This is a genomic window from Burkholderia sp. Nafp2/4-1b (assembly GCF_003635165.1).
GTDB lineage: Bacteria > Pseudomonadota > Gammaproteobacteria > Burkholderiales > Burkholderiaceae > Burkholderia.
In genome coordinates, this window is sequence record NZ_ML058619.1 from 108365 (window position 1) to 126569 (window position 18205).

Below are 18205 nucleotides of genomic sequence, written 5' to 3' on the forward strand. Positions count from 1 at the left end.
CCGCGCGGCACCTCGGCTCATCCCGAATCAAGGAGAAACGGCATGGCGACAGTGGCGGATTTCATCGTCGAACGGCTGTACGACTGGGGCGTGCGCCGCGTGTACGGTTACCCGGGCGACGGCATCAACGGTTTTTTCGGCGCGCTGAGCCGGGCCGAGGGCAAGATCGAATTCATCCAGGCGCGGCACGAGGAGATGGCGGCCTTCATGGCGTCCGCGCATGCAAAATTTACAGGCGAGCTCGGCGTGTGCGTCGCGACCTCTGGCCCCGGCGCCGCACACCTCGTGACCGGAATGTACGACGCGCGACTCGACCACATGCCGATGCTCGCGATCTTCGGCCAGCAGGCGCGCGCCGCGCTCGGCGGCCACTATCAGCAGGAAGTCGATCTGCCGGCGCTTTACAAGGACGTTGCAGGGGCCTTCGTGCAGCTTGCGGTCGTGCCCGGCCAGGTGCGTCATCTCGTCGATCGCGCGGTACGCATCGCGCTCAGCGCGCGCACCGTCACCGCGCTGGTGTTGCCGAACGACCTGCAGGAGCTCGACTACGCGCCGCCCAAGCGCGTGCATGGCACCGTCCATTCCGGCATCGGCTATACCGCGCCGAAAGTCGTGCCGTATGCCGAGGATCTGCAGCGCGCCGCCGATGCGCTGAACGCGGGCAAGAAGGTCGCGATGCTGGTCGGCGCGGGCGCGCTGCGCGCGACCGACGAGGTGATCGCGGTGGCCGACCGGCTCGGCGCGGGCGCCGCGAAGGCGCTGCTCGGCAAGGCCGCGCTGCCGGACGACCTGCCGTGGGTGACGGGTTCGATCGGCCTGCTCGGCACCAAGCCGAGCTACGACCTGATGACCGAATGCGACACGCTGCTCGTCGTCGGCTCGGGGTTCCCGTATTCGGAATTCCTGCCGAAGGAAGGCCAGGCGCGCGGCGTGCAGATCGACCTGAAGGCCGACATGCTGAGCCTGCGCTATCCGATGGAGGTGAACCTCGTCGGCGACAGCGCCGAAACGCTGCGTGCGCTGCTGCCGCTGCTGAAGGCGCGGCAGGACACGAGCTGGCGCGACCAGATCGCGAAATGGAATGCGGACTGGCGCGACACGCTGGCCGCACGCGCGGCCGCGAAGGCGAGCCCGGGCCGCGGCGTGAATCCGCAGCGCGCGTTCACCGAGCTGTCGCCGCGGCTGCCCGACGACGTGATCCTGACGAGCGATTCGGGCTCGTGCGCGAACTGGTATGCACGCGACCTGATGATGCGGCGCGGGATGATGGGGTCGCTGTCGGGCGGGCTCGCGTCGATGGGCGCGGCGGTGCCGTATGCGATCGCCGCGAAGTTCGCGCATCCGGTGCGCCCGGTGATCGCGATGGTCGGCGACGGCGCGATGCAGATGAACAACATGGCCGAGCTGATCACCGTCGCGAAGTACTGGCGGCAATGGCCCGATCCGCGCTGGATCTGCATGGTGCTGAACAACGAGGACCTGAACCAGGTCACGTGGGAGCAGCGCGTGATGGAGGGCGACCCGAAGTTCGACGCGTCGCAGCAGATCCCGAACGTGCCGTACTCGCGCTACGCGACGCTGCTCGGGCTCAAGGGCATCTACGTCGACGATCCGGAACAGCTCGGCGCCGCATGGGACGAAGCGCTGATGTCCGACCGGCCGGTCGTGCTCGAGGTGAAGAGCGATCCGGAAGTGCCGCCGCTGCCGCCGCACGTGACGCTGCAGCAGGCGAAGCATTTCGCGGAAACGCTGCTGAAAGGCGATACACGCGAAGGCAACGTGATCGTCGAGACCGCGCGGCAGGTGCTGTCGGCCGTGCTGCCGGGCAACGGAGGCAAGCACGATTCGTAGCGGATGACGAGGGACGGCACGGCGCGACGCGTCGACGCTCGGGTCGCATCGTCCCGACCGGTTCGGTTCGGTTCGGTGCAGAACGATGCCGTGCGTCAGCCGATATCGACGTCGTCGCGCCCGTCACCCTGCAGCGCGAGCGCGGCGTTCACGAGCCCGACCTGCGCGAGCGTGAACGGGAAGTTCCCGCACATGCGCCGCGCTTTCACGTCGTATTCCTCGGCCAGCAGCCCGACGTCGTTGCGCAGGTCCAGCAGCCGCTGGAACAGCGCGTGCGCGTCGTCGTCGCGGCCCTGCATCCGGTACACCTGCGCGAGCCAGAACCCGGCCGCGACGAACGTGCCTTCGTTGCCCTCGCAACCATCCGGGAAGCGCGCCGGGCGGTAGCGGTACGGCAACCCGTCCTCCAGCAACTCGCGTTCGATCGCGGCGACCGTCTCGCCGACGCGCGGGTCGGTCGCATCGAGCATCCCCGTCAACGGAATCAGCAGCAGGCTCACGTCCAGCCCGTCGCCGTCGAAGCGGTCGACGAAACGCCCCAGTCGCGCGTGATATCCGCGTGCCAGTACGTCGGCGCGCACCGCGTCGGCCCAGCGTCGCCACACGTCGAGCGGCGCGCGATGACCGAACATTCGCGCGGAACGATGCGCGCTTTCGACGGCGGCCCACACCATCACCTTCGACGACGTGAACTGATGCCGGCCGCTGCGCACTTCCCAGATGCCCTCGTCCGGCTCGTGCCAGATGGTCGCGAGATGCTCGAGCAGGCGCCGCTCGAGCATCCATGCGTCGTCGTCGGGCGGCAGCCCGTGCCGTCGCGCCTGGTACAGCGCACCCAGCACCTCTCCGTACACGTCGAGCTGCAACTGATCGGCCGCAGCATTGCCGAAGCGCACCGGCTGCGCGCCTTCGTAGCCGGCCAGGTGCTCGGCATGCCACTCGGCCGCGCGCCGTCCGCCGTCGGCCGCATACAGCACCTGCAGCTGCGACGGATGATCGGCGATCGCGCGCACCAGCCAGTCGCGCCAGCGCGCGGCCTCGTCGCGGTAGCCGCAGCGCACCAGCGCGCGCAGCGTGAAGCTCGCGTCGCGCAGCCAGCAGAACCGGTAGTCCCAGTTGCGCTTGCCGCCGAAGCGCTCGGGCAGCGAACTCGTCGGCGCCGCGACGATGCCGCCGGTGCGCACGCTCGACAGCAGCTTCACCGTGATCAGCGCGCGCTCGATCGCGTCGCGATACGGCCCATCGGCCGCATTGCAATCCGCCCACGCGCGCCAGAATGCCTGGGTGTCGCGCAGCGATGCATACGCATCGGGCACCGACGGCGCCGCGTCGAACGAACGCGCGTAGCTGATGCAGAAGTCCACGCGCTCGCCCGCCGCGATCCGGTGCGTGCCGACGAGCCGGTCGCTCTGCACGTCGAGCCGCGCATCGGTGTCGAGCCACATCGCGTCGCCGCCCGTCATCATCCGCCAGCGCCGCCCGAAGTGACGACACCACGGCAGCGCGCTGCCGTAGTCGAACCGCACACCGAGATCGACGTCGATGTCGACCGTGCCGCGCTCGCCGCTCACGCTGCGGATCAGGCACGGATCGGGCGCGTTCCAGCTCATCCAGTCGGTGATCACGATGCAGCCCGACGCGGTTTCGAACGTCGTTTCGAGAATCGCGGTGGCGGGCCGATAGCGCCGCGTCGCGCGCGCCGCCGTCTCGCTCGGCGCGATGCGGAAGCAGCCGTTGTCGGCCGTGCCGACGAGCGCGGCGAAGCACGGCGGGGAATCGAAGTCGGGCCAGCACAGCCAGTCGATGCTGCCGTCGAGGCCGACGAGTGCGGCGCTGCGGCCATCGCCGATCAGCGCGTAGTCCTCGATGCGCATCGCGCTCACCGGTCGAGCTTGCGCGCGGCGACGAACGCCGTCGCAAGCAGCGCGAACAACGCGCCGTACGCGAGCGCGCGCGATGTACCGAACCCGGCCTCGGCACCAATGCGGCTTGCCTCGGCGCCGAATGCGCCGCGCGTCGCATGGCGGCCCGGCACCGTATGCCACAGGTTCGATTCGCGCGGTTCGGCCAGCGCCTTGCGTTGCTGCCCGCGGATCGCCGTATACGCGAGATAGCGATCGAGGCAGCCGGGCGCCAGTGCGTTGCCGACGATCGCGGCCAGCGACGGCCAGCCGACCCAGCGCTCGCGGCACGGATGAAGCGCGGCCTGCACGATCGCGTCGGCCGCCACCTCGGGCGCATAGACCGGCGCGACCGGACGCGGCAGGTGAGGCAAGGTCGATTGCGCCCAGTCGAACTGCGGCGTGTCGATCGCGGGCAGCTGCACCATCGTCACATTCACGCGGCTGCCGGCATGCAGCAGCTCGCAGCGCAGTGCATCGGTGAAGCCGCGGATCGCGTGCTTCGCGCCGCAGTATGGCGACTGCAGCGGGATCGACCGATACGCGAGCGCGGAGCCGACCTGCACGATCGTGCCGCGATTGCGCGCGGTCATGCGCGCCAGCGCCGCGCGCGTGCCGTACACGCAGCCCAGATAGGTGACCTCGGTCACGCGCGCATAGTCTTCCGGCGAAATCTCGTGGAACGGCGCGAACACAGTGACCATCGCGTTGTTGACCCAGACGTCGAGCGGGCCGAGCTCTTTCTCGATGCGTTCGGCGGCGGCATCGAGCGCGGCGGCATCGCTGACGTCGACGGCGATCGGAAGCGCTTTCACGCCATATGCGCGCACCTCGCACGCGGTGTCGTCCAGCGCGCGCGGATCGCGTGCCAGCAATGCGACGTTCGCGCCGCGTCGCGCGAATGCATGGGCGGTCGCGCGGCCGACCCCGGCGCTCGCGCCGGTAATCGCGACGGTCTTCACGGTCGATTTCTCCGGGTTTTTCAGAGGGCCGGCACGCCGCCGCGGGCTTCCACGGCGCTGCGTCGGAACGCGATCGGCGGAGCAAACGACGTACCGCGGCCCGCTCAGGTCAAGCAATCCGGCCCCGCACCGTGAACGGACACCCAATTTACAAGCCGGCTGTAACGCGCCGGCCGTCGCGAATGCAACACTCGCGCCATGCGGCGCCGCGAGCGCGCACGCGAATTGCTCCGCCGCGAACGGCTTGTCGTCATGCCGCCCGATCCGGCAAGGAGTCGCGTTGCTCGTCCCGCCGTCCATGAAAGCTCGTCGTCACATTTGCGTCGCGGCGGCCGTCACCGTCGCCGCCGCCGCATGCATCGTCGCGCCGGCGGCCGCATGCGCGGCCACGGTGTCCGCGGACTCCACCGCATCCGCCGGCCCGTTGCCGCTCGCGTACGTCGCCCATGCGGCGGGCCCGGCCGCGCAGCCGGTGTTCGTGCTCGGCTGGGCATTGCTCGCGCTGTGCACGTTCGTCTGCGTCACCATCGCGGTGCTGTTGCTGGTCGCGTTGTTTCGCCGCCGTGCGCACGCGGGCGGCAGTCACGCGAGCGGGCTCACGATCGTGACGGTCGGCACCGCGATCTCGATCGTGCTGCTGTTCGGCGCGCTCGTGTACATGCTGCGCGTGCTCAGCGTGGTCGCGTCCCCACCGCGGCCGCCCGCGTTCACGATCGTCGTGACCGCGCACGACTGGTGGTGGGCCGTTCAATATCCCGGCGACGCCGGCGGCGCCGCGTTCGTCAGCGCGAACGAGCTCCACATTCCCGTCGGCGAACCCGTGGCGATCGACCTGAAGAGCGCGGACGTGATCCATGCGTTCTGGGTGCCGCAATTGGCCGGCAAGACGCAGACGATTCCCGGCGAGACCAATCACCAGTGGCTGCAGGCAGACCGGCCCGGCGTCTATCGCGGGCAATGCTCGCAATACTGCGGCGCGCAGCACGCGCACATGGCGTTCGAGGTCGTGGCCGAACCGCCCGACGCGTTTCGTGCGTGGCTCGCCGCGCAACGGCAACCGGCACCCGCGCCCGCGGCCGGCGCCGAGCAGCATGGTCAGAAGATCTTTGCCGCGCGCTGCGCCGGCTGCCATGCGGTGCGCGGCACCGAAGCGGCAGGCGACGCGGGCCCCGACCTGTCGCATCTGGGCGCACGCCGGCTGCTCGCGGCGGGCACGTTCGACAACACGCCCGACAACCTGCGCCGCTGGATCGCGCATGCGCAGCAGATCAAGCCGCAGACGCTGATGCCGTCGTTCGCGCTCGCGCCGCGCGATGCCGACGATCTCGCCGCGTATCTCGCGACGCTGCACTGAACGGAGGATGACGATGGACGTTGCCCGCAAGACGCCCACCCCGCCCGCCCCGCTCAGCCGCGTACCCGATCTCGGCGAAGCGGCGCCGGGCTCCGCGCAGGAGCGCGCGCTCGGCGAGCTGTGGGAATCGGAACCCGGCTGGCGCGGCTGGCTCGGCACGGTCGACCACAAGCGCATCGGGCTGCGCTACATCGTCACCGCGTTCGTGTTCCTGCTGCTCGGCGGCGTCGAGGCGCTCGTGATGCGCATCCAGCTCGCGCGGCCGAACGCGACGGTGCTCACGCCCGCGCAGTACGACTCGCTGTTTACGATGCACGGCGTCACGATGATCTTCCTGTACGCGCTGCCCGTGCTGTCCGGCTTCGCGAACTACCTGTGGCCGCTGATGCTCGGCTCGCGCGACATGGCGTTTCCGCGCCTGAACGCGTTCTCGTACTGGGCGTTCCTGTTCGCCGGGCTGTTCCTGTACGCGAGCTTTCCGCTCGGCGCGGTGCCCGACGGCGGCTGGTTCAACTACGTGCCGCTCACGTCGCTCGACTACAGCGCCGGCGCGAACATCGACATCTATGCGCTCGGGATGATCCTGCTCGGCATCTCGACGACCGGCGGCGCCGCGAACTTCGTCGTCACGCTGCTGCGGATGCGCGCGCACGGGATGTCGATCGACCGGCTGCCGATCATCGTGTGGGGCACGCTGACCGCGTCGATCGCGAACCTGCTCGCGGTCCCGTCGGTCAGTCTCGCATTTCTGCTGCTGTGGCTCGACCGCAATGCCGGCACGCACTTCTTCGACGTCGCGAACGGCGGCCGGCCGCTGCTGTGGCAGCACCTGTTCTGGATGTTCGCGCACCCGTGGGTGTACGTGGTCGTGCTGCCGGCGATGGGGATCGTGTCGGATGCGCTGCCGACCTTCTGCCGGCGCCCGCTCGTCGCGTACGAAGCCGTCGCGGTGTCGACCGTCGCGACGATGCTGATCGGTTTCGAGGTGTGGGTCCACCACATGTTCGCGACCGGCATCGCGCCGCTCGCGCTCGCGTTCTTCGGCGCGGCGAGCATGCTGATCTCGATCCCGAGCGCGGTCGCGGTGTTCGCGTGGCTCGCGACGATCTGGACCGGCCGCCCGGTGTTCCGCACGCCGTTCCTGTATTTCGCGGGGTTCGTGCTGATGTTCGTGATCGGCGGCGTGTCGGGCGTGATGACGGCCGCGGTGCCGCTCGACTGGCAGCTGACCGACACGTACTTCGTCGTCGCGCACCTGCATTACGTGCTGCTCGGCATCAACGTGTTCCCGGTGCTCGGCGGCGTCACGTACTGGTTCCCGAAGTTCACCGGGCGGATGATGAACGAGCGGTTCGGCAAGCTGACGTTCTGGATCGTGCTGATCGGCTTCAACCTCGGCTTCTTCCCGATGCACATCTCCGGGCTGCTCGGGATGCCGCGCCGCATCTATACCTATCCGTCCGGGATGGGCTGGGACACGTCGAACCTGCTGACCACGATCGGCTCGTTCATGTTCGGGATCGGCATCGTGATGTTCGTCGTCAACGCGCTCGTCAGTGCGCGGCGCGGTGCGCGCGTCGGCAGCAATCCATGGGGCGCGGCCGGCCTCGAATGGTCGGTGGCGTCGCCGACGCCCGTGTACAACTTCGCGGTGCTGCCGCTCGTCGCGTCGCGCCACCCGCTGTGGGAAACCCGCGACGACGACAAGCGCAGCAGCCTGCGGGTCGGCTACCGGCTCGCCGACGGCCGCGAGGCGCTCGCGATCACGCCGCTCGCGGCGAAGCCGAGCGCGATCCTGAAGATGCCCGAGGACAGCTGCGTGCCGTTCGTGCTCGCGCTGCTCGCCACCGCCGTGTTCGCGGCCATGCTGGCGCGCTCGCCGACGCTCGTCTGCGTGGCGGTGGCCGGTTGCGCGGTCGGAACCGCCGTGTGGCTGTGGCCACGCCGCACGCTCGGGCAGCGTGCCCGCCTGCCGGGCCGCGACGACACACAGGCACCCACTGCTGCGACCGGGCCGCATCCGGACGAACCGCCGTCTGAAACGGTGCCGGCCGGCGCGCCGCCCGCATGGGTCGAGCCGCTGCCGGTCGGCAGCTGCGGCGAGCGTGCGGGCGGCTGGTGGGGCGTGCTGACGCTGATCGTGACGGAGGCCGGGTTGTTCGGCTACCTGCTGTTCTGCTACTTCTACCTGCAGTCGCAATGGTCCGCGCCGTGGCCGCCCGAAGGGATGCCGAAGCTCGGCCTCGCGGCCGGCAACACGGTCGTGCTGCTGTCGAGCAGCGGGTTCGTGTGGCTCGCCGAGCGCGCGGTGCGGGCCGGCAAGCGGCCGCGCGCGGTGGCCGCGCTCGCGGTTGCGCTCGCGCTCGGCATCGCGTTCGCGCTCGTTCAACTGCACGAATGGCGCGACCATCCGTACGGCCCGACCGCGCACCTGTACGGCAGCCTGTACTTCACGATCACCGGTTTCCACCTCGCGCACGTGGCGGCCGGCCTCCTGATCCTCGCGCTGCTCGCCGGCTGGACGGCCGCCGGCTTCTTCGACCCCGAGCGGCGCGTCGCGCTGACCGTCGGCGGGCTCTACTGGCACTTCGTCGACATCGTGTGGCTGTTCATCTTCACCGCGCTGTACGTGTCGCCGTACTGGCTCAGGAGGTCCGGATGAACGTCACCCAGCGTGCGTGGACCCCGTTGCTCGCGATCGCGGCCGGCCTGGTCGGCGCGCCCGCGCTATGGTTCGCGCAGATGCTCGCGTCCGAAACGCTCGCGTCGACCGCGTGCTATCCGCTCGGCGTCGCGCAGGCCGCGCCGCGCTGGGCGCACGTCGGCGTGTGGCTGGCGCTGATCGCCGCGGGCACGTTCGCGCTGGCGGCGGCGTTCGCCGCCTGGCTCGCGCGAACCTGGCAACGCCGGCACGATGCCAATGTGCAGGCCGCGACGCGCGACGACAGCACGCGATTCCTCGCACGCTGCGGAATGCTCGCGGCGCTCGGGTTCGTGATCGGTCTCGTGTTCACCGGGATCGTCACCGCTTTCGTGGGGCCGTGCAGCCCATGGCGCTGATCTCGTTCGCTTGGTTCCGCTTTGCCGGGTGCCGTGCCGGCGTCGTGCTCGCCATGCGCGCGGTGTGCTTCGTGTGCTTCGTGTGCTGCGTGAGCGCCGCATGCGCGCTGTGCGTCGCGCTCGGCGGGTGCGACATGCAGCAGGACGACCGGGCGATGTCCGACGACGGAGCCGCGGACGCCGCCTCGGCGGCCGAGGCGCCGGAGCCGGCGTCCGGCTGGCGCTTCGTGCGGATTCGCGCGTCGGCAGATGCAGCCGATGCCGGCGCGTCGATGTCGGCCCGGGTGCAACGCGACGCGCGGCTAACCCCGCCGCCTGCCCCGCCATATTCCGCGTCCGCGGCATCGGAGGCATCGGCCGCCGCGCGAGCCGATGCTGCGTCCGCGACGGCCGCGCGTCGCCCGACGATCGCCGCGACGGCCGCAAGCGCCGATGCCGCGACGATCGCGCGCGGCCGCTATCTCGCGCTCGCGGGCGACTGCTCGGCCTGCCACGATGCGGCCGACCATACGCCGTACGCGGGCGGCCAACCGGTGAATTCGCCGTTCGGCCCGATCTATGCGCCGAACATCACGCCGGATCCGACGCACGGGATCGGCAACTACACGCTGCGGGAATTCGACGACGCTATGCGGCGCGGCGTGCGCGCGGACGGCAGCCGGCTGTATCCGGCGATGCCGTATCCGTCGTTCGCGCGCATGACGGACAACGACGTGCGCGCGCTGTATGCGTATTTCATGCGCGGCGTCGCGCCGTCCGCGAATGCGGCCAAACTCACGCAACTGCCGTTTCCATTTAATCAGCGTTGGGCGCTCGGGCTGTGGAGCGTCGTATTCGCGAACCGCGACCGCTTCGTGCCGCAGCCGTCGCAATCGCCGGAATGGAATCGCGGCGCGTACCTCGTGCAGGGCCTCGGCCACTGCGGCGCCTGCCATACGCCGCGCGGCCCGGCGTACAACGAGCGCGGTTACGACGAGCACAGCGCCGCGTTCCTGACGGGCGGCATCAACGATCACTGGTTCGCACCGAACCTGACAGGCGCGAGCGCGGACGGCCTCGGCCGCTGGAGCGCCGACGATCTTGCCGCATTCCTGCGCAGCGGGCATGCGGTGCGCGGCTCCGTGTTCGGTGCGATGGCGCCGGTCGTCGGGGAAAGCACCGCGCTGCTGACGGATGCGGACCGCCATGCGATCGCCGTGTACCTGAAGTCGTTGCCCGCGCAACCGACTGCCGCGACGAATCCGCTCGGCATCGGCGTTCCGCGGCTGACGCCGGCCGGGCCGCGGCCGGAAGGCGGACAGCAAGCGCCGGGGGCCGGCGTGTATGCGGGGTTCTGCGCGCGCTGCCATGGCGCGGATGGTGCGGGTGTGCCCGACCACGGGCCGCCGCTCGCGGGCAATTCGGTGGTGGCCGCCGCGGATCCGACGAGCGTGATCCGGATCGTGGTGGAAGGCGCGCGGCCCGCGCCGGGTTCGCACGGGCCCGTGAGGCGGATGCCGGCGATGCGCGGCGCGTTGACGAGCAGCGAGATCGCGGCGGTCGTCAGCTACGTGCGCGGCGCGTGGGGGAATCGGGCGGCGCCGGTGTCGGAGCAGGATGTGAGGCGGTTGCGAGGCGCGATACATCGGTAGCGGCGTGCTACGCGGCATGCTGCGCGCCGGGCTTCCCGCGCGATGCCGACCGGATCGATCCGTGCCGGCCGGCGCGAAGTATGCGGCCCGCCCCTGATGACATCATCCGTGGGCCGACGCACGTGCGTGCGAGCGCACGCGCGAGGTCGGCTTAGGCGCGGGTACCGCTTCCGCGGTCTGCATGGTCGGCGCCACCGTCAGATGCAATCCCAACGCGGCGACAACCTTCATGATGGTTGCAAACTCCGCGTTCCCACCTTCCGACAGCGCACGGTAGAGCGCTTCACGCTTCACACCGGACTCGCGCGCCAGCGGCGTCATGCCACGCGCCTTGGCGACATTCCCGAGCGCGGCCTGGATCAGTCGAGGATCCCCCTCTTCGAACGCCTGCGCCAGGTAGTGACGAATCGCTTCCTCGTCCTTCAGGTACTTCGAGCCATCGAATTCGGCCAGTTCGCTGATTTTCATATTCAATCCTCCAGTTCGGCGGCGATTTGCTTCGCCGTCTTGATGTCCTTCTTCTGCGTCGACTTGTCGCCGCCACACAACACCACGACGATTATCTTTCCGCGCCGCACGAAGTAGGCCCGGTACCCCGGCCCTACATCGATCTTCATTTCGTTGACGCCGTCGCCGATCGCACGCCACTGGCCAAGGTTGCCGAGCCTCGCCCGCTCGATCGGCAGGCTGATCGCGGCGCTGCCGACGGGGTCGCGAAGGCCGTCGAGCCATTTGTCAAATTGGGGGGGGTAGTCAGGACCTTGAACATGAAACGATTGTAACCCATGGGGGACGCCACGGCTACTGTTCCGCGTTACTCGTCAGATCGCTAGGGCCCGCGAACGCGCCTCAGCGCACGGCGCCAGAAACCGCGATCATTCGGCGCCTGCCCGGTCCGCCCGATCCGATTTCGAAGATACCGCTACCGGCTTGCAACGGCCTGCGCTTCCGGCGCCTGCCATCCGCCGCCGAGCGCCTTGAATGCCGCGACCGCCGCGCGTGCCGATTCGGTTTGCGCCTGCACGCGCTCGTCCGACGCACGCAGCAGGCTTTCGTCGGCCTGCAACACTTCGATCAGGCTCACGACGCCTTTCTGGTAAGCGGCAAACGACGCCGCCCGCGCGCGGCCAAGCGAATCGACGCCGTCGGCAAGAACGGCCGCCTGTTCGTCACGCTTGACGAGCGCCGAGAACGCGTTTTCGACGTCCTCGGTCGCATGCAGCGCCGCGAGCCGATACGCGGCCAGCATTTCGGCATCCTGTCCTTTGGCCTGCGCGATCTGCGCATTGATCCGACCGAAGTCGAACAGGCGCCAGCGCAGGCCGAGCACGCCCGCCGCCTGGTTCGCGCCGCCGGCAAACAGGTTGCCCGCGCCCATCGTCGTCGCGCTGCCGATCAGTCCGCTCAGCGAGAACTTCGGGTAATACTCGGCGATGGCCACGCCGATGCGCGCGTTCGACGCCGCCACGCGCCGCTCGGCGACGATCAGGTCGGGCCGCCGCCGCAGCAGCTCGCCCGGCGTGCCGGTCGCCGCGATCCGCGGCGCGACCGGTACGTCGCCGCCGTCGAGCAATTCCGCCCGATGCGTGCCGGGCTGCGCGCCGAGCATCACGTCGAGCCCATTCATCGCCGCGTCCAGCGCCGCTTCGAGCACCGGCACCGAGGCGCGAACCTGCGCGAGCGCGCCTTCGGTCTGCCTGACCTGAAGCTCCGCCGCGAGCCCCTTGCCGTACAGCAGCTTGATGGTCGACAGCAGATCCTGCTCGGTTTGCACCTGGTGGCGCGCAACCTTCAACCGGCCCTGCAGCCCGCGAATCGTGATGTAGATGTCCGCGGTTTGCGCAGCCACGGCGAGCCGCGTCGCCACCGCCGCCGCTTCGGACGCCTGATAGTCGGCAAGCGCTGCTTCGCGGCCGCGCCGCAAGCCGCCGAACACGTCCAGTTCCCAGCTCGCATTGAAGTCGGCCTCGTAGTCGCTGCCGTGACGGTCGAAACCGGGTGTCGAATTCAGCACGCGCCCCAACGTCGTTTCCACCGACTGGTAGACCCGCGCCGCCTGCCCGCTCACGCTGCCCGACGGCAGCAGCGCGGCATTCGCCGCACCGAGCCCGGCGCGCGCCTGCTGGACGCGCGCCGCGGCCTGAGCAAGATCGAGGTTCTGCGCGAGCGCCAGCGCAATGAATCGCGTCAGTTGAGGATCACCGAAGCCCGTCCACCACGTCGCAAGCTCGGCTTCGGCGGCCGCGTGGCGCTGATCGACGGCGTTCTGGCCCTGGAACCGTTGCGGCATGGCCACGTCCGGTCGCACGTAATCGGGACCGACGGCGCATCCTGCCGACAGGATCGCGGCAAACACCGCGGCAACGATGGGTTTGGGTAGCATGGCGGTTTTAGCAAGAACCTGATGGTGACTATAATATCAAATAGTCACTAGTTGTCCATTCCCGTCAGCTGCAGCCCATGAAAAAAAACTCCGCTTCCCCGGTTCCCGCGCGCGGCCCCGCCGACCACGACGTGCGCGACCAGATCGTCGCCGCCGCCACCGAGCACTTCAGCCGGTACGGCTATGAAAAGACGACCGTGTCCGACCTCGCGAAGGCGATCGGCTTCTCGAAGGCCTATATCTACAAGTTCTTCGAGTCGAAGCAGGCGATCGGGGAAATGATCTGCGGGAACTGCCTGCACGCGATCGAAACGGACGTGCGCGCGGCTGTCGCCGAGGCGGAGCTCCCCACGGAGAAGCTCCGGCGGATGTTCAAGGTCGTTACCGAAGCGAGCCTGCGGTTGTTTTTCCGCGATCGCAAGCTGTACGACATCGCCGCGTCGGCCGCCACCGGCAACTGGCAGTCCGTGCAGGCCTACGAAGCGCGCCTGCAGAAACTGCTGCAGGACGTGCTGCAGGAAGGCCGGCAAAACGGCGAGTTCGAGCGCAAGACGCCGCTGGACGAAACGGCGACCGCGATCTACCTGGTGATGCGGCCGTACCTGAATCCCCTGCTGCTGCAGTACAACCTCGACACCACCGACGCCGCGCCCGCCCAATTGTCGAACCTCGTGCTGCGCAGCCTCGCGCCCTGATCCGATTGATTGTGACCATTGACTATTATGGTCACTAGATACACAATGAAAGCCCCGATCACTTCGTCAGTGGGTCTTTCATGGTTCGGCGTCGTCTCGCTCTTTTCGCAGTCGCTTCCGCACTGCCCCTCGCGCTAGCCGCCTGCAGCGGAAAAGCGCCTTCCGACCCGCGGACGGAGGCGCCGCTGGTGCGTACCGCCATCGCGCAGGTGGTTTCTCCGGCGTCCCGCGCGTTTACCGGGACCGTCGCGGCCCGCGTGCAGAGCGACCTCGGGTTCCGGGTGTCCGGCAAGGTGCTGGAGCGGCTCGTCGATACCGGCCAAACCGTCCGGCGCGGCCAGCCGCTGATGCGGATCGATCCCGTCGACCTGAAGCTCGCGGCGCGCGCCCGCGACGAGGCCGTGGCCGCCGCGCGGGCACGCGCGCGGCAGACCGCCGAAGACGAAGCCCGCTACCGCGACCTGCGCGGCACCGGCGCGATATCGGCGTCGGCCTACGACCAGATCAAGGCGGCAGCCGATGCCGCGAAAGCGCAGTTGAGCGCCGCCGAGGCCGACGCCAACGTCGCGCGCAATGCGACCGGCTATGCGGAACTCGTCGCGGACGGCGACGGCATCGTGATGGAAACCCTCGCGGAACCGGGCCAGGTCGTCAGCGCCGGCCAGCCGGTGGTGCGGCTCGCGCACGCCGGCAGCCGGGAAGCCGCGATCCAGTTGCCGGAAACCCTGCGCCCCGCGATCGGGTCGGTCGCGCAGGCCGACCTGTTCGGCAAACCGGGCGTGAGCGTCCCCGCGACGCTGCGCCAGCTCTCCGACACCGCCGACGCGAGAACGCGCACGTTCGAAGCGCGCTACGTGCTCCAGGGCGCGCTGGCCGACGCACCGCTCGGCGCGACCGTCACGATCCGCGTACCGGACGATGCGCGCACGGCATCGCAAGGCGGCCTGCAGGTCCCGATCGGCGCGCTGCTGGACACAGGCAAAGGGCCCGGCGTGTGGGTCGTCGCCGGCGAGCCGCCCAAGGTGGGGTGGCGTCCGGTCAAGGTCGAGCATCTGGACGACGACAACGCGCGCGTGTCCGGCACACTCACGCAAGGCGACCGTGTCGTCGCGCTCGGCGCCGATCGGCTGCGCGACGGCGAAGCCGTTCGCGTGTCCGGCCAGGCCGCCACGGTGGCGAGCGCAGGAGCACGACCGTGAGCGAACGCCGCTTCAACCTGTCGGCGCTCGCCGTGCGCGAGCGCGCGATCACGCTGTTCCTGATCTGCCTGATTTCGCTCGCGGGCCTCGTGTCGTTCTTCAAGCTGGGCCGCGCGGAAGATCCGGCCTTCACGATCAAGGTGATGACGATCGTCACCGCATGGCCGGGCGCCACCGCGCAGGAAATGCACGACCAGATCGCGGAAAAGCTCGAGAAGCGCATGCAGGAACTGCGCTGGTACGACCGCAGCGAAACCTATACGCGCCCCGGTCTCGCGATCACGACGCTGACGCTCCTCGACAGCACGCCGCCGTCGGAGGTGCAGGAGCAGTTCTATCAGGCGCGCAAGAAACTCGGCGATGCGGCCAATGATCTGCCGGCCGGCGTGATCGGCCCGATGGTCAACGACGAATACGCGGACGTCACCTTCGCGTTGTTCGCGCTGAAGGCCAAGGGCGAACCGCAGCGCCTGCTCGTGCGCGACGCCGAGGGGTTGCGCCAGCGACTGCTGCATGTGCCCGGCGTGAAGAAGGTGGACATCATCGGCGAGCAGCCCGAGCGCATCTACGTACAGTTGTCGCACGAGCGGCTCGCGACGCTCGGCGTCAGCCCGCAGGACGTGTTCGCCGCGCTCAACGGCCAGAACGTGCTGACGGCGGCCGGCTCCGTCGAGACGCGCGGGCCGGAGATTTTCATCCGCGTGGACGGCGCGTTCGACAAGCTGCAGAAAATCCGCGACACGCCGATCGTGTCGCAGGGCCGCACGCTGAAGCTGTCGGACATCGCCACCGTCGAGCGCGGCTACGAGGATCCGTCGACGTTCCTGATCCGCAACAACGGCGAGCCCGCGCTGCTGCTCGGCATCGTGATGCGCGACGGCTGGAACGGGCTCGACCTCGGCCGCGCGCTGGATGGTGAAGTCGGCGCGATCAACCGTGAACTGCCGCTCGGCATGAGCGTGACCAAGGTCACCGATCAGTCCGTGAACATCAGCTCGGCGGTCGACGAGTTCATGGTCAAGTTCTTCGCCGCGCTGCTCGTGGTGATGCTCGTGAGCTTCGTCAGCATGGGCTGGCGCGTGGGCCTCGTCGTCGCCGCGGCCGTGCCGATGACGCTGGCCGTCGTGTTCGTCGTGATGGCCGCCACCGGCAAGAATTTCGACCGCATCACGCTCGGTTCGCTGATCCTCGCGCTCGGGTTGCTGGTCGACGACGCGATCATCGCGATCGAAATGATGGTCGTGAAGATGGAGGAAGGCTACGGCCGCGTGGCCGCGTCGGCCTATGCGTGGAGCCATACGGCCGCGCCGATGCTGGCCGGCACGCTGGTGACCGCGGTCGGGTTCATGCCGAACGGCTTCGCGCGCTCCACGGCCGGCGAATACACCAGCAACATGTTCTGGATCGTCGGGATCGCACTGATCGCATCGTGGGTCGTCGCGGTGGTGTTCACGCCGTACCTCGGCGTGAAGATGCTGCCCGAGTTCAAGAAGATCGAAGGCGGCCACGACGCCATCTACGACACGCCCCGCTACAACCGTTTCCGCCAGGTGCTGACTCGCGTGATTGCGCGCAAATGGCTGGTTGCGGGGTCCGTCGTCGGCCTGTTTGCGCTCGCCATTCTCGGCATGGCGGTCGTCAAGAAGCAGTTCTTCCCGATCTCCGATCGCCCCGAAGTCCTCGTCGAAGTGCAGATGCCGTACGGCACGTCGATTTCGCAAACCAGCGCCGCCGCGTCGAAGGTCGAAGCATGGCTCGCGAAGCAGAAGGAAGCGCACATCGTCACCGCGTACGTCGGCCAGGGCGCGCCGCGCTTCTATCTGGCGATGGGGCCAGAGCTGCCCGATCCGTCGTTCGCGAAGATCGTGGTGCGCACCGACAGCCAGGACGAGCGCGACGCGTTGAAGGCACGCCTGCGTCGCGCCATCGCCGACGGCCTCGCGCCCGAAGCACGCGTGCGCGTCACGCAGCTCGTGTTCGGCCCGTATTCGCCGTTCCCCGTGGCGTATCGCGTCACCGGCCCCGATCCCGACACGCTGCGCGGCATCGCGGCCGAGGTTCGGCACGTGATGACCGGCAGCCCGATGATGCGCACGGTCAATGCCGACTGGGGCACGCGCGCGCCGACGCTGCACTTCACGTTGCAGCAGGATCGCCTGCAGGCGGTCGGCTTGACGTCCAGCGCAGTGGCGCAGCAGTTGCAGTTCCTGCTCACCGGCGTGCCCGTCACCGCGGTGCGCGAGGATATTCGCACCGTGCAGGTGATCGCGCGTTCGGGCGGCGATGCGCGGCTCGACCCGGCGCGGCTCGACGACTTCACGCTAGCCGGCGCGAACGGGCAGCGCATTCCGCTGTCGCAGGTCGGCAAGGTCGACGTGCGGATGGAGGAGCCGATCATGCGCTGGCGCGATCGCGTGCCGACGATCACGGTGCGCGGCGACATCGCCGACGGCCTGCAGCCGCCGGACGTCTCGGCCGCGATCACGAAGCAGCTGCAGCCGATCGTCGCGCGGTTGCCGAGCGGCTACAGGATCGAGGAAGCGGGCTCGATCGAGGAGTCCGGCAAGGCGACGAAGGCGATGCTGCCGCTGTTCCCGATCATGCTGGCGATCACGCTCGTCATCATCATCTTCCAGGTGCGCTCGATCTCCGCGATGGTGATGGTGTTCCTGACGAGCCCGCTCGGGTTGATCGGCGTGGTGCCGACGCTGATCCTGTTCGGGCAGCCGTTCGGCATCAACGCGCTGGTCGGGCTCATCGCGCTGTCGGGGATCCTGATGCGCAACACGCTGATCCTGATCGGGCAGATTCACCAGAACGAACAGGCGGGGCTGGATCCGTTCCATGCGGTCGTCGAAGCGACCGTGCAGCGTGCGCGCCCGGTGATCCTCACCGCGATGGCGGCCGTGCTCGCGTTCATTCCGCTCACGCATTCGGTGTTCTGGGGTACGCTCGCGTACACGCTGATCGGCGGCACGTTCGCCGGCACCATTCTCACGCTGGTGTTCCTGCCGGCGATGTACGCGATCTGGTACAGGATCCGGCCCGGCCACGCCGCCGGCTCGCATCGCGGCCGGCACGAAACGGCAGCGCCGGACGAGCCTGCGCTTCAGCCCGCGCTCGACACGCGCGACTGACCCGTACACCATTCATCTTGTCGAAGGAAACC

Annotated in this window: 12 protein-coding genes and 1 pseudogene; 8 read left to right on the top strand and 5 right to left on the bottom strand. The window is 69.1% G+C overall.

The window, feature by feature from the left end:
* The first annotated feature begins 42 nt into the window (after positions 1 to 42).
* Positions 43 to 1851: a thiamine pyrophosphate-requiring protein gene (locus tag C7H84_RS27180; RefSeq protein ID WP_121861673.1), complete on the top strand. Its 1809-nt coding sequence runs from the start codon at positions 43 to 45 to the stop codon at positions 1849 to 1851.
* 95 nt (positions 1852 to 1946) lie between these two features.
* On the opposite strand, the gene C7H84_RS27185 is transcribed toward C7H84_RS27180, so the two are convergent.
* Entirely contained in the window at positions 1947 to 3725 is a 1779-nt protein-coding gene (locus C7H84_RS27185; RefSeq protein ID WP_121861843.1) for a glycoside hydrolase family 15 protein, read from the bottom strand.
* Positions 3726 to 3730: 5 nt separating this feature from the next.
* Complete coding sequence (locus C7H84_RS27190; protein ID WP_121861674.1) at positions 3731 to 4714, bottom strand: SDR family oxidoreductase; 984 nt, start codon at positions 4712 to 4714, stop codon at positions 3731 to 3733.
* 298 nt (positions 4715 to 5012) lie between these two features.
* Between C7H84_RS27190 and coxB the strand changes: the two genes are divergently transcribed.
* Genes coxB through C7H84_RS27210 form a run of 4 tightly spaced genes read left to right on the top strand, consistent with a single transcriptional unit; the run spans position 5013 to position 10759 of the window.
* The gene (coxB, locus tag C7H84_RS27195) at positions 5013 to 6068 is read left to right on the top strand and encodes a cytochrome c oxidase subunit II (RefSeq protein WP_121861675.1); all 1056 of its coding nucleotides are present in this window, start codon (positions 5013 to 5015) and stop codon (positions 6066 to 6068) included.
* A 13-nt stretch (positions 6069 to 6081) separates the two neighbouring features.
* Positions 6082 to 8730: a cytochrome c oxidase subunit I gene (gene ctaD, locus C7H84_RS27200; RefSeq protein WP_121861844.1), complete on the top strand. Its 2649-nt coding sequence runs from the start codon at positions 6082 to 6084 to the stop codon at positions 8728 to 8730.
* The gene (locus tag C7H84_RS27205) at positions 8727 to 9128 is read left to right on the top strand and encodes a cytochrome C oxidase subunit I (protein WP_121861676.1); all 402 of its coding nucleotides are present in this window, start codon (positions 8727 to 8729) and stop codon (positions 9126 to 9128) included. Before ctaD ends, C7H84_RS27205 begins: the two co-directional genes overlap by 4 nt.
* Positions 9119 to 10759, top strand: coding sequence for a cytochrome c (locus C7H84_RS27210; RefSeq protein WP_121861677.1), 1641 nt, complete (start codon positions 9119 to 9121; stop codon positions 10757 to 10759). Before C7H84_RS27205 ends, C7H84_RS27210 begins: the two co-directional genes overlap by 10 nt.
* 102 nt (positions 10760 to 10861) lie before the next feature.
* On the opposite strand, the gene C7H84_RS27215 is transcribed toward C7H84_RS27210, so the two are convergent.
* The 3 genes and pseudogenes from C7H84_RS27215 to C7H84_RS27225 all read right to left on the bottom strand — a co-directional run bounded on the left by C7H84_RS27215 (position 10862) and on the right by C7H84_RS27225 (position 13142).
* A complete protein-coding gene (locus C7H84_RS27215) occupies positions 10862 to 11227 on the bottom strand; it encodes an addiction module antidote protein (protein WP_121861678.1) in 366 nt (121 codons plus the stop codon).
* A gap of 2 nt (positions 11228 to 11229) precedes the next feature.
* Positions 11230 to 11528 (bottom strand): annotated as a pseudogene (locus C7H84_RS27220) (type II toxin-antitoxin system RelE/ParE family toxin).
* A 153-nt stretch (positions 11529 to 11681) separates the two neighbouring features.
* Positions 11682 to 13142 carry a TolC family protein gene (locus tag C7H84_RS27225; protein ID WP_121861679.1) on the bottom strand — a complete coding sequence of 487 codons (1461 nt, stop codon included), beginning with the start codon at positions 13140 to 13142 and terminating at the stop codon, positions 11682 to 11684.
* Between the two features lie 77 nt (positions 13143 to 13219).
* On the opposite strand from C7H84_RS27225, the gene C7H84_RS27230 reads away from it, so the two are divergent.
* The 3 genes from C7H84_RS27230 (at position 13220) to C7H84_RS27240 (ending at position 18173) form a co-directional block, all read left to right on the top strand.
* A complete protein-coding gene (locus tag C7H84_RS27230) occupies positions 13220 to 13837 on the top strand; it encodes a TetR/AcrR family transcriptional regulator (RefSeq protein WP_121861680.1) in 618 nt (205 codons plus the stop codon).
* A gap of 80 nt (positions 13838 to 13917) precedes the next feature.
* Positions 13918 to 15036 carry an efflux RND transporter periplasmic adaptor subunit gene (locus C7H84_RS27235; protein ID WP_121861681.1) on the top strand — a complete coding sequence of 373 codons (1119 nt, stop codon included), beginning with the start codon at positions 13918 to 13920 and terminating at the stop codon, positions 15034 to 15036.
* Entirely contained in the window at positions 15033 to 18173 is a 3141-nt protein-coding gene (locus C7H84_RS27240; RefSeq protein WP_121861682.1) for an efflux RND transporter permease subunit, read from the top strand. The genes C7H84_RS27235 and C7H84_RS27240 overlap by 4 nt, the downstream gene beginning before the upstream one ends.
* The last annotated feature ends 32 nt before the right edge of the window (positions 18174 to 18205 follow it).

What these genes read in the sequence shown, in the direction of transcription:
- ctaD (WP_121861844.1), top strand. Translation starts at nt 6,082, where the DNA reads ATGGACGTTGCCCGCAAGACGCCCACCCCGCCCGCCCCGCTCAGCCGC.
- C7H84_RS27210 (WP_121861677.1), top strand. Translation starts at nt 9,119, where the DNA reads ATGGCGCTGATCTCGTTCGCTTGGTTCCGCTTTGCCGGGTGCCGTGCC.
- C7H84_RS27180 (WP_121861673.1), top strand. Translation starts at nt 43, where the DNA reads ATGGCGACAGTGGCGGATTTCATCGTCGAACGGCTGTACGACTGGGGC.
- C7H84_RS27230 (WP_121861680.1), top strand. Translation starts at nt 13,220, where the DNA reads ATGAAAAAAAACTCCGCTTCCCCGGTTCCCGCGCGCGGCCCCGCCGAC.
- C7H84_RS27235 (WP_121861681.1), top strand. Translation starts at nt 13,918, where the DNA reads ATGGTTCGGCGTCGTCTCGCTCTTTTCGCAGTCGCTTCCGCACTGCCC.
- C7H84_RS27185 (WP_121861843.1), bottom strand. Translation starts at nt 3,725, where the DNA reads ATGCGCATCGAGGACTACGCGCTGATCGGCGATGGCCGCAGCGCCGCA.
- C7H84_RS27215 (WP_121861678.1), bottom strand. Translation starts at nt 11,227, where the DNA reads ATGAAAATCAGCGAACTGGCCGAATTCGATGGCTCGAAGTACCTGAAG.
- C7H84_RS27225 (WP_121861679.1), bottom strand. Translation starts at nt 13,142, where the DNA reads ATGCTACCCAAACCCATCGTTGCCGCGGTGTTTGCCGCGATCCTGTCG.
- C7H84_RS27205 (WP_121861676.1), top strand. Translation starts at nt 8,727, where the DNA reads ATGAACGTCACCCAGCGTGCGTGGACCCCGTTGCTCGCGATCGCGGCC.
- coxB (WP_121861675.1), top strand. Translation starts at nt 5,013, where the DNA reads ATGAAAGCTCGTCGTCACATTTGCGTCGCGGCGGCCGTCACCGTCGCC.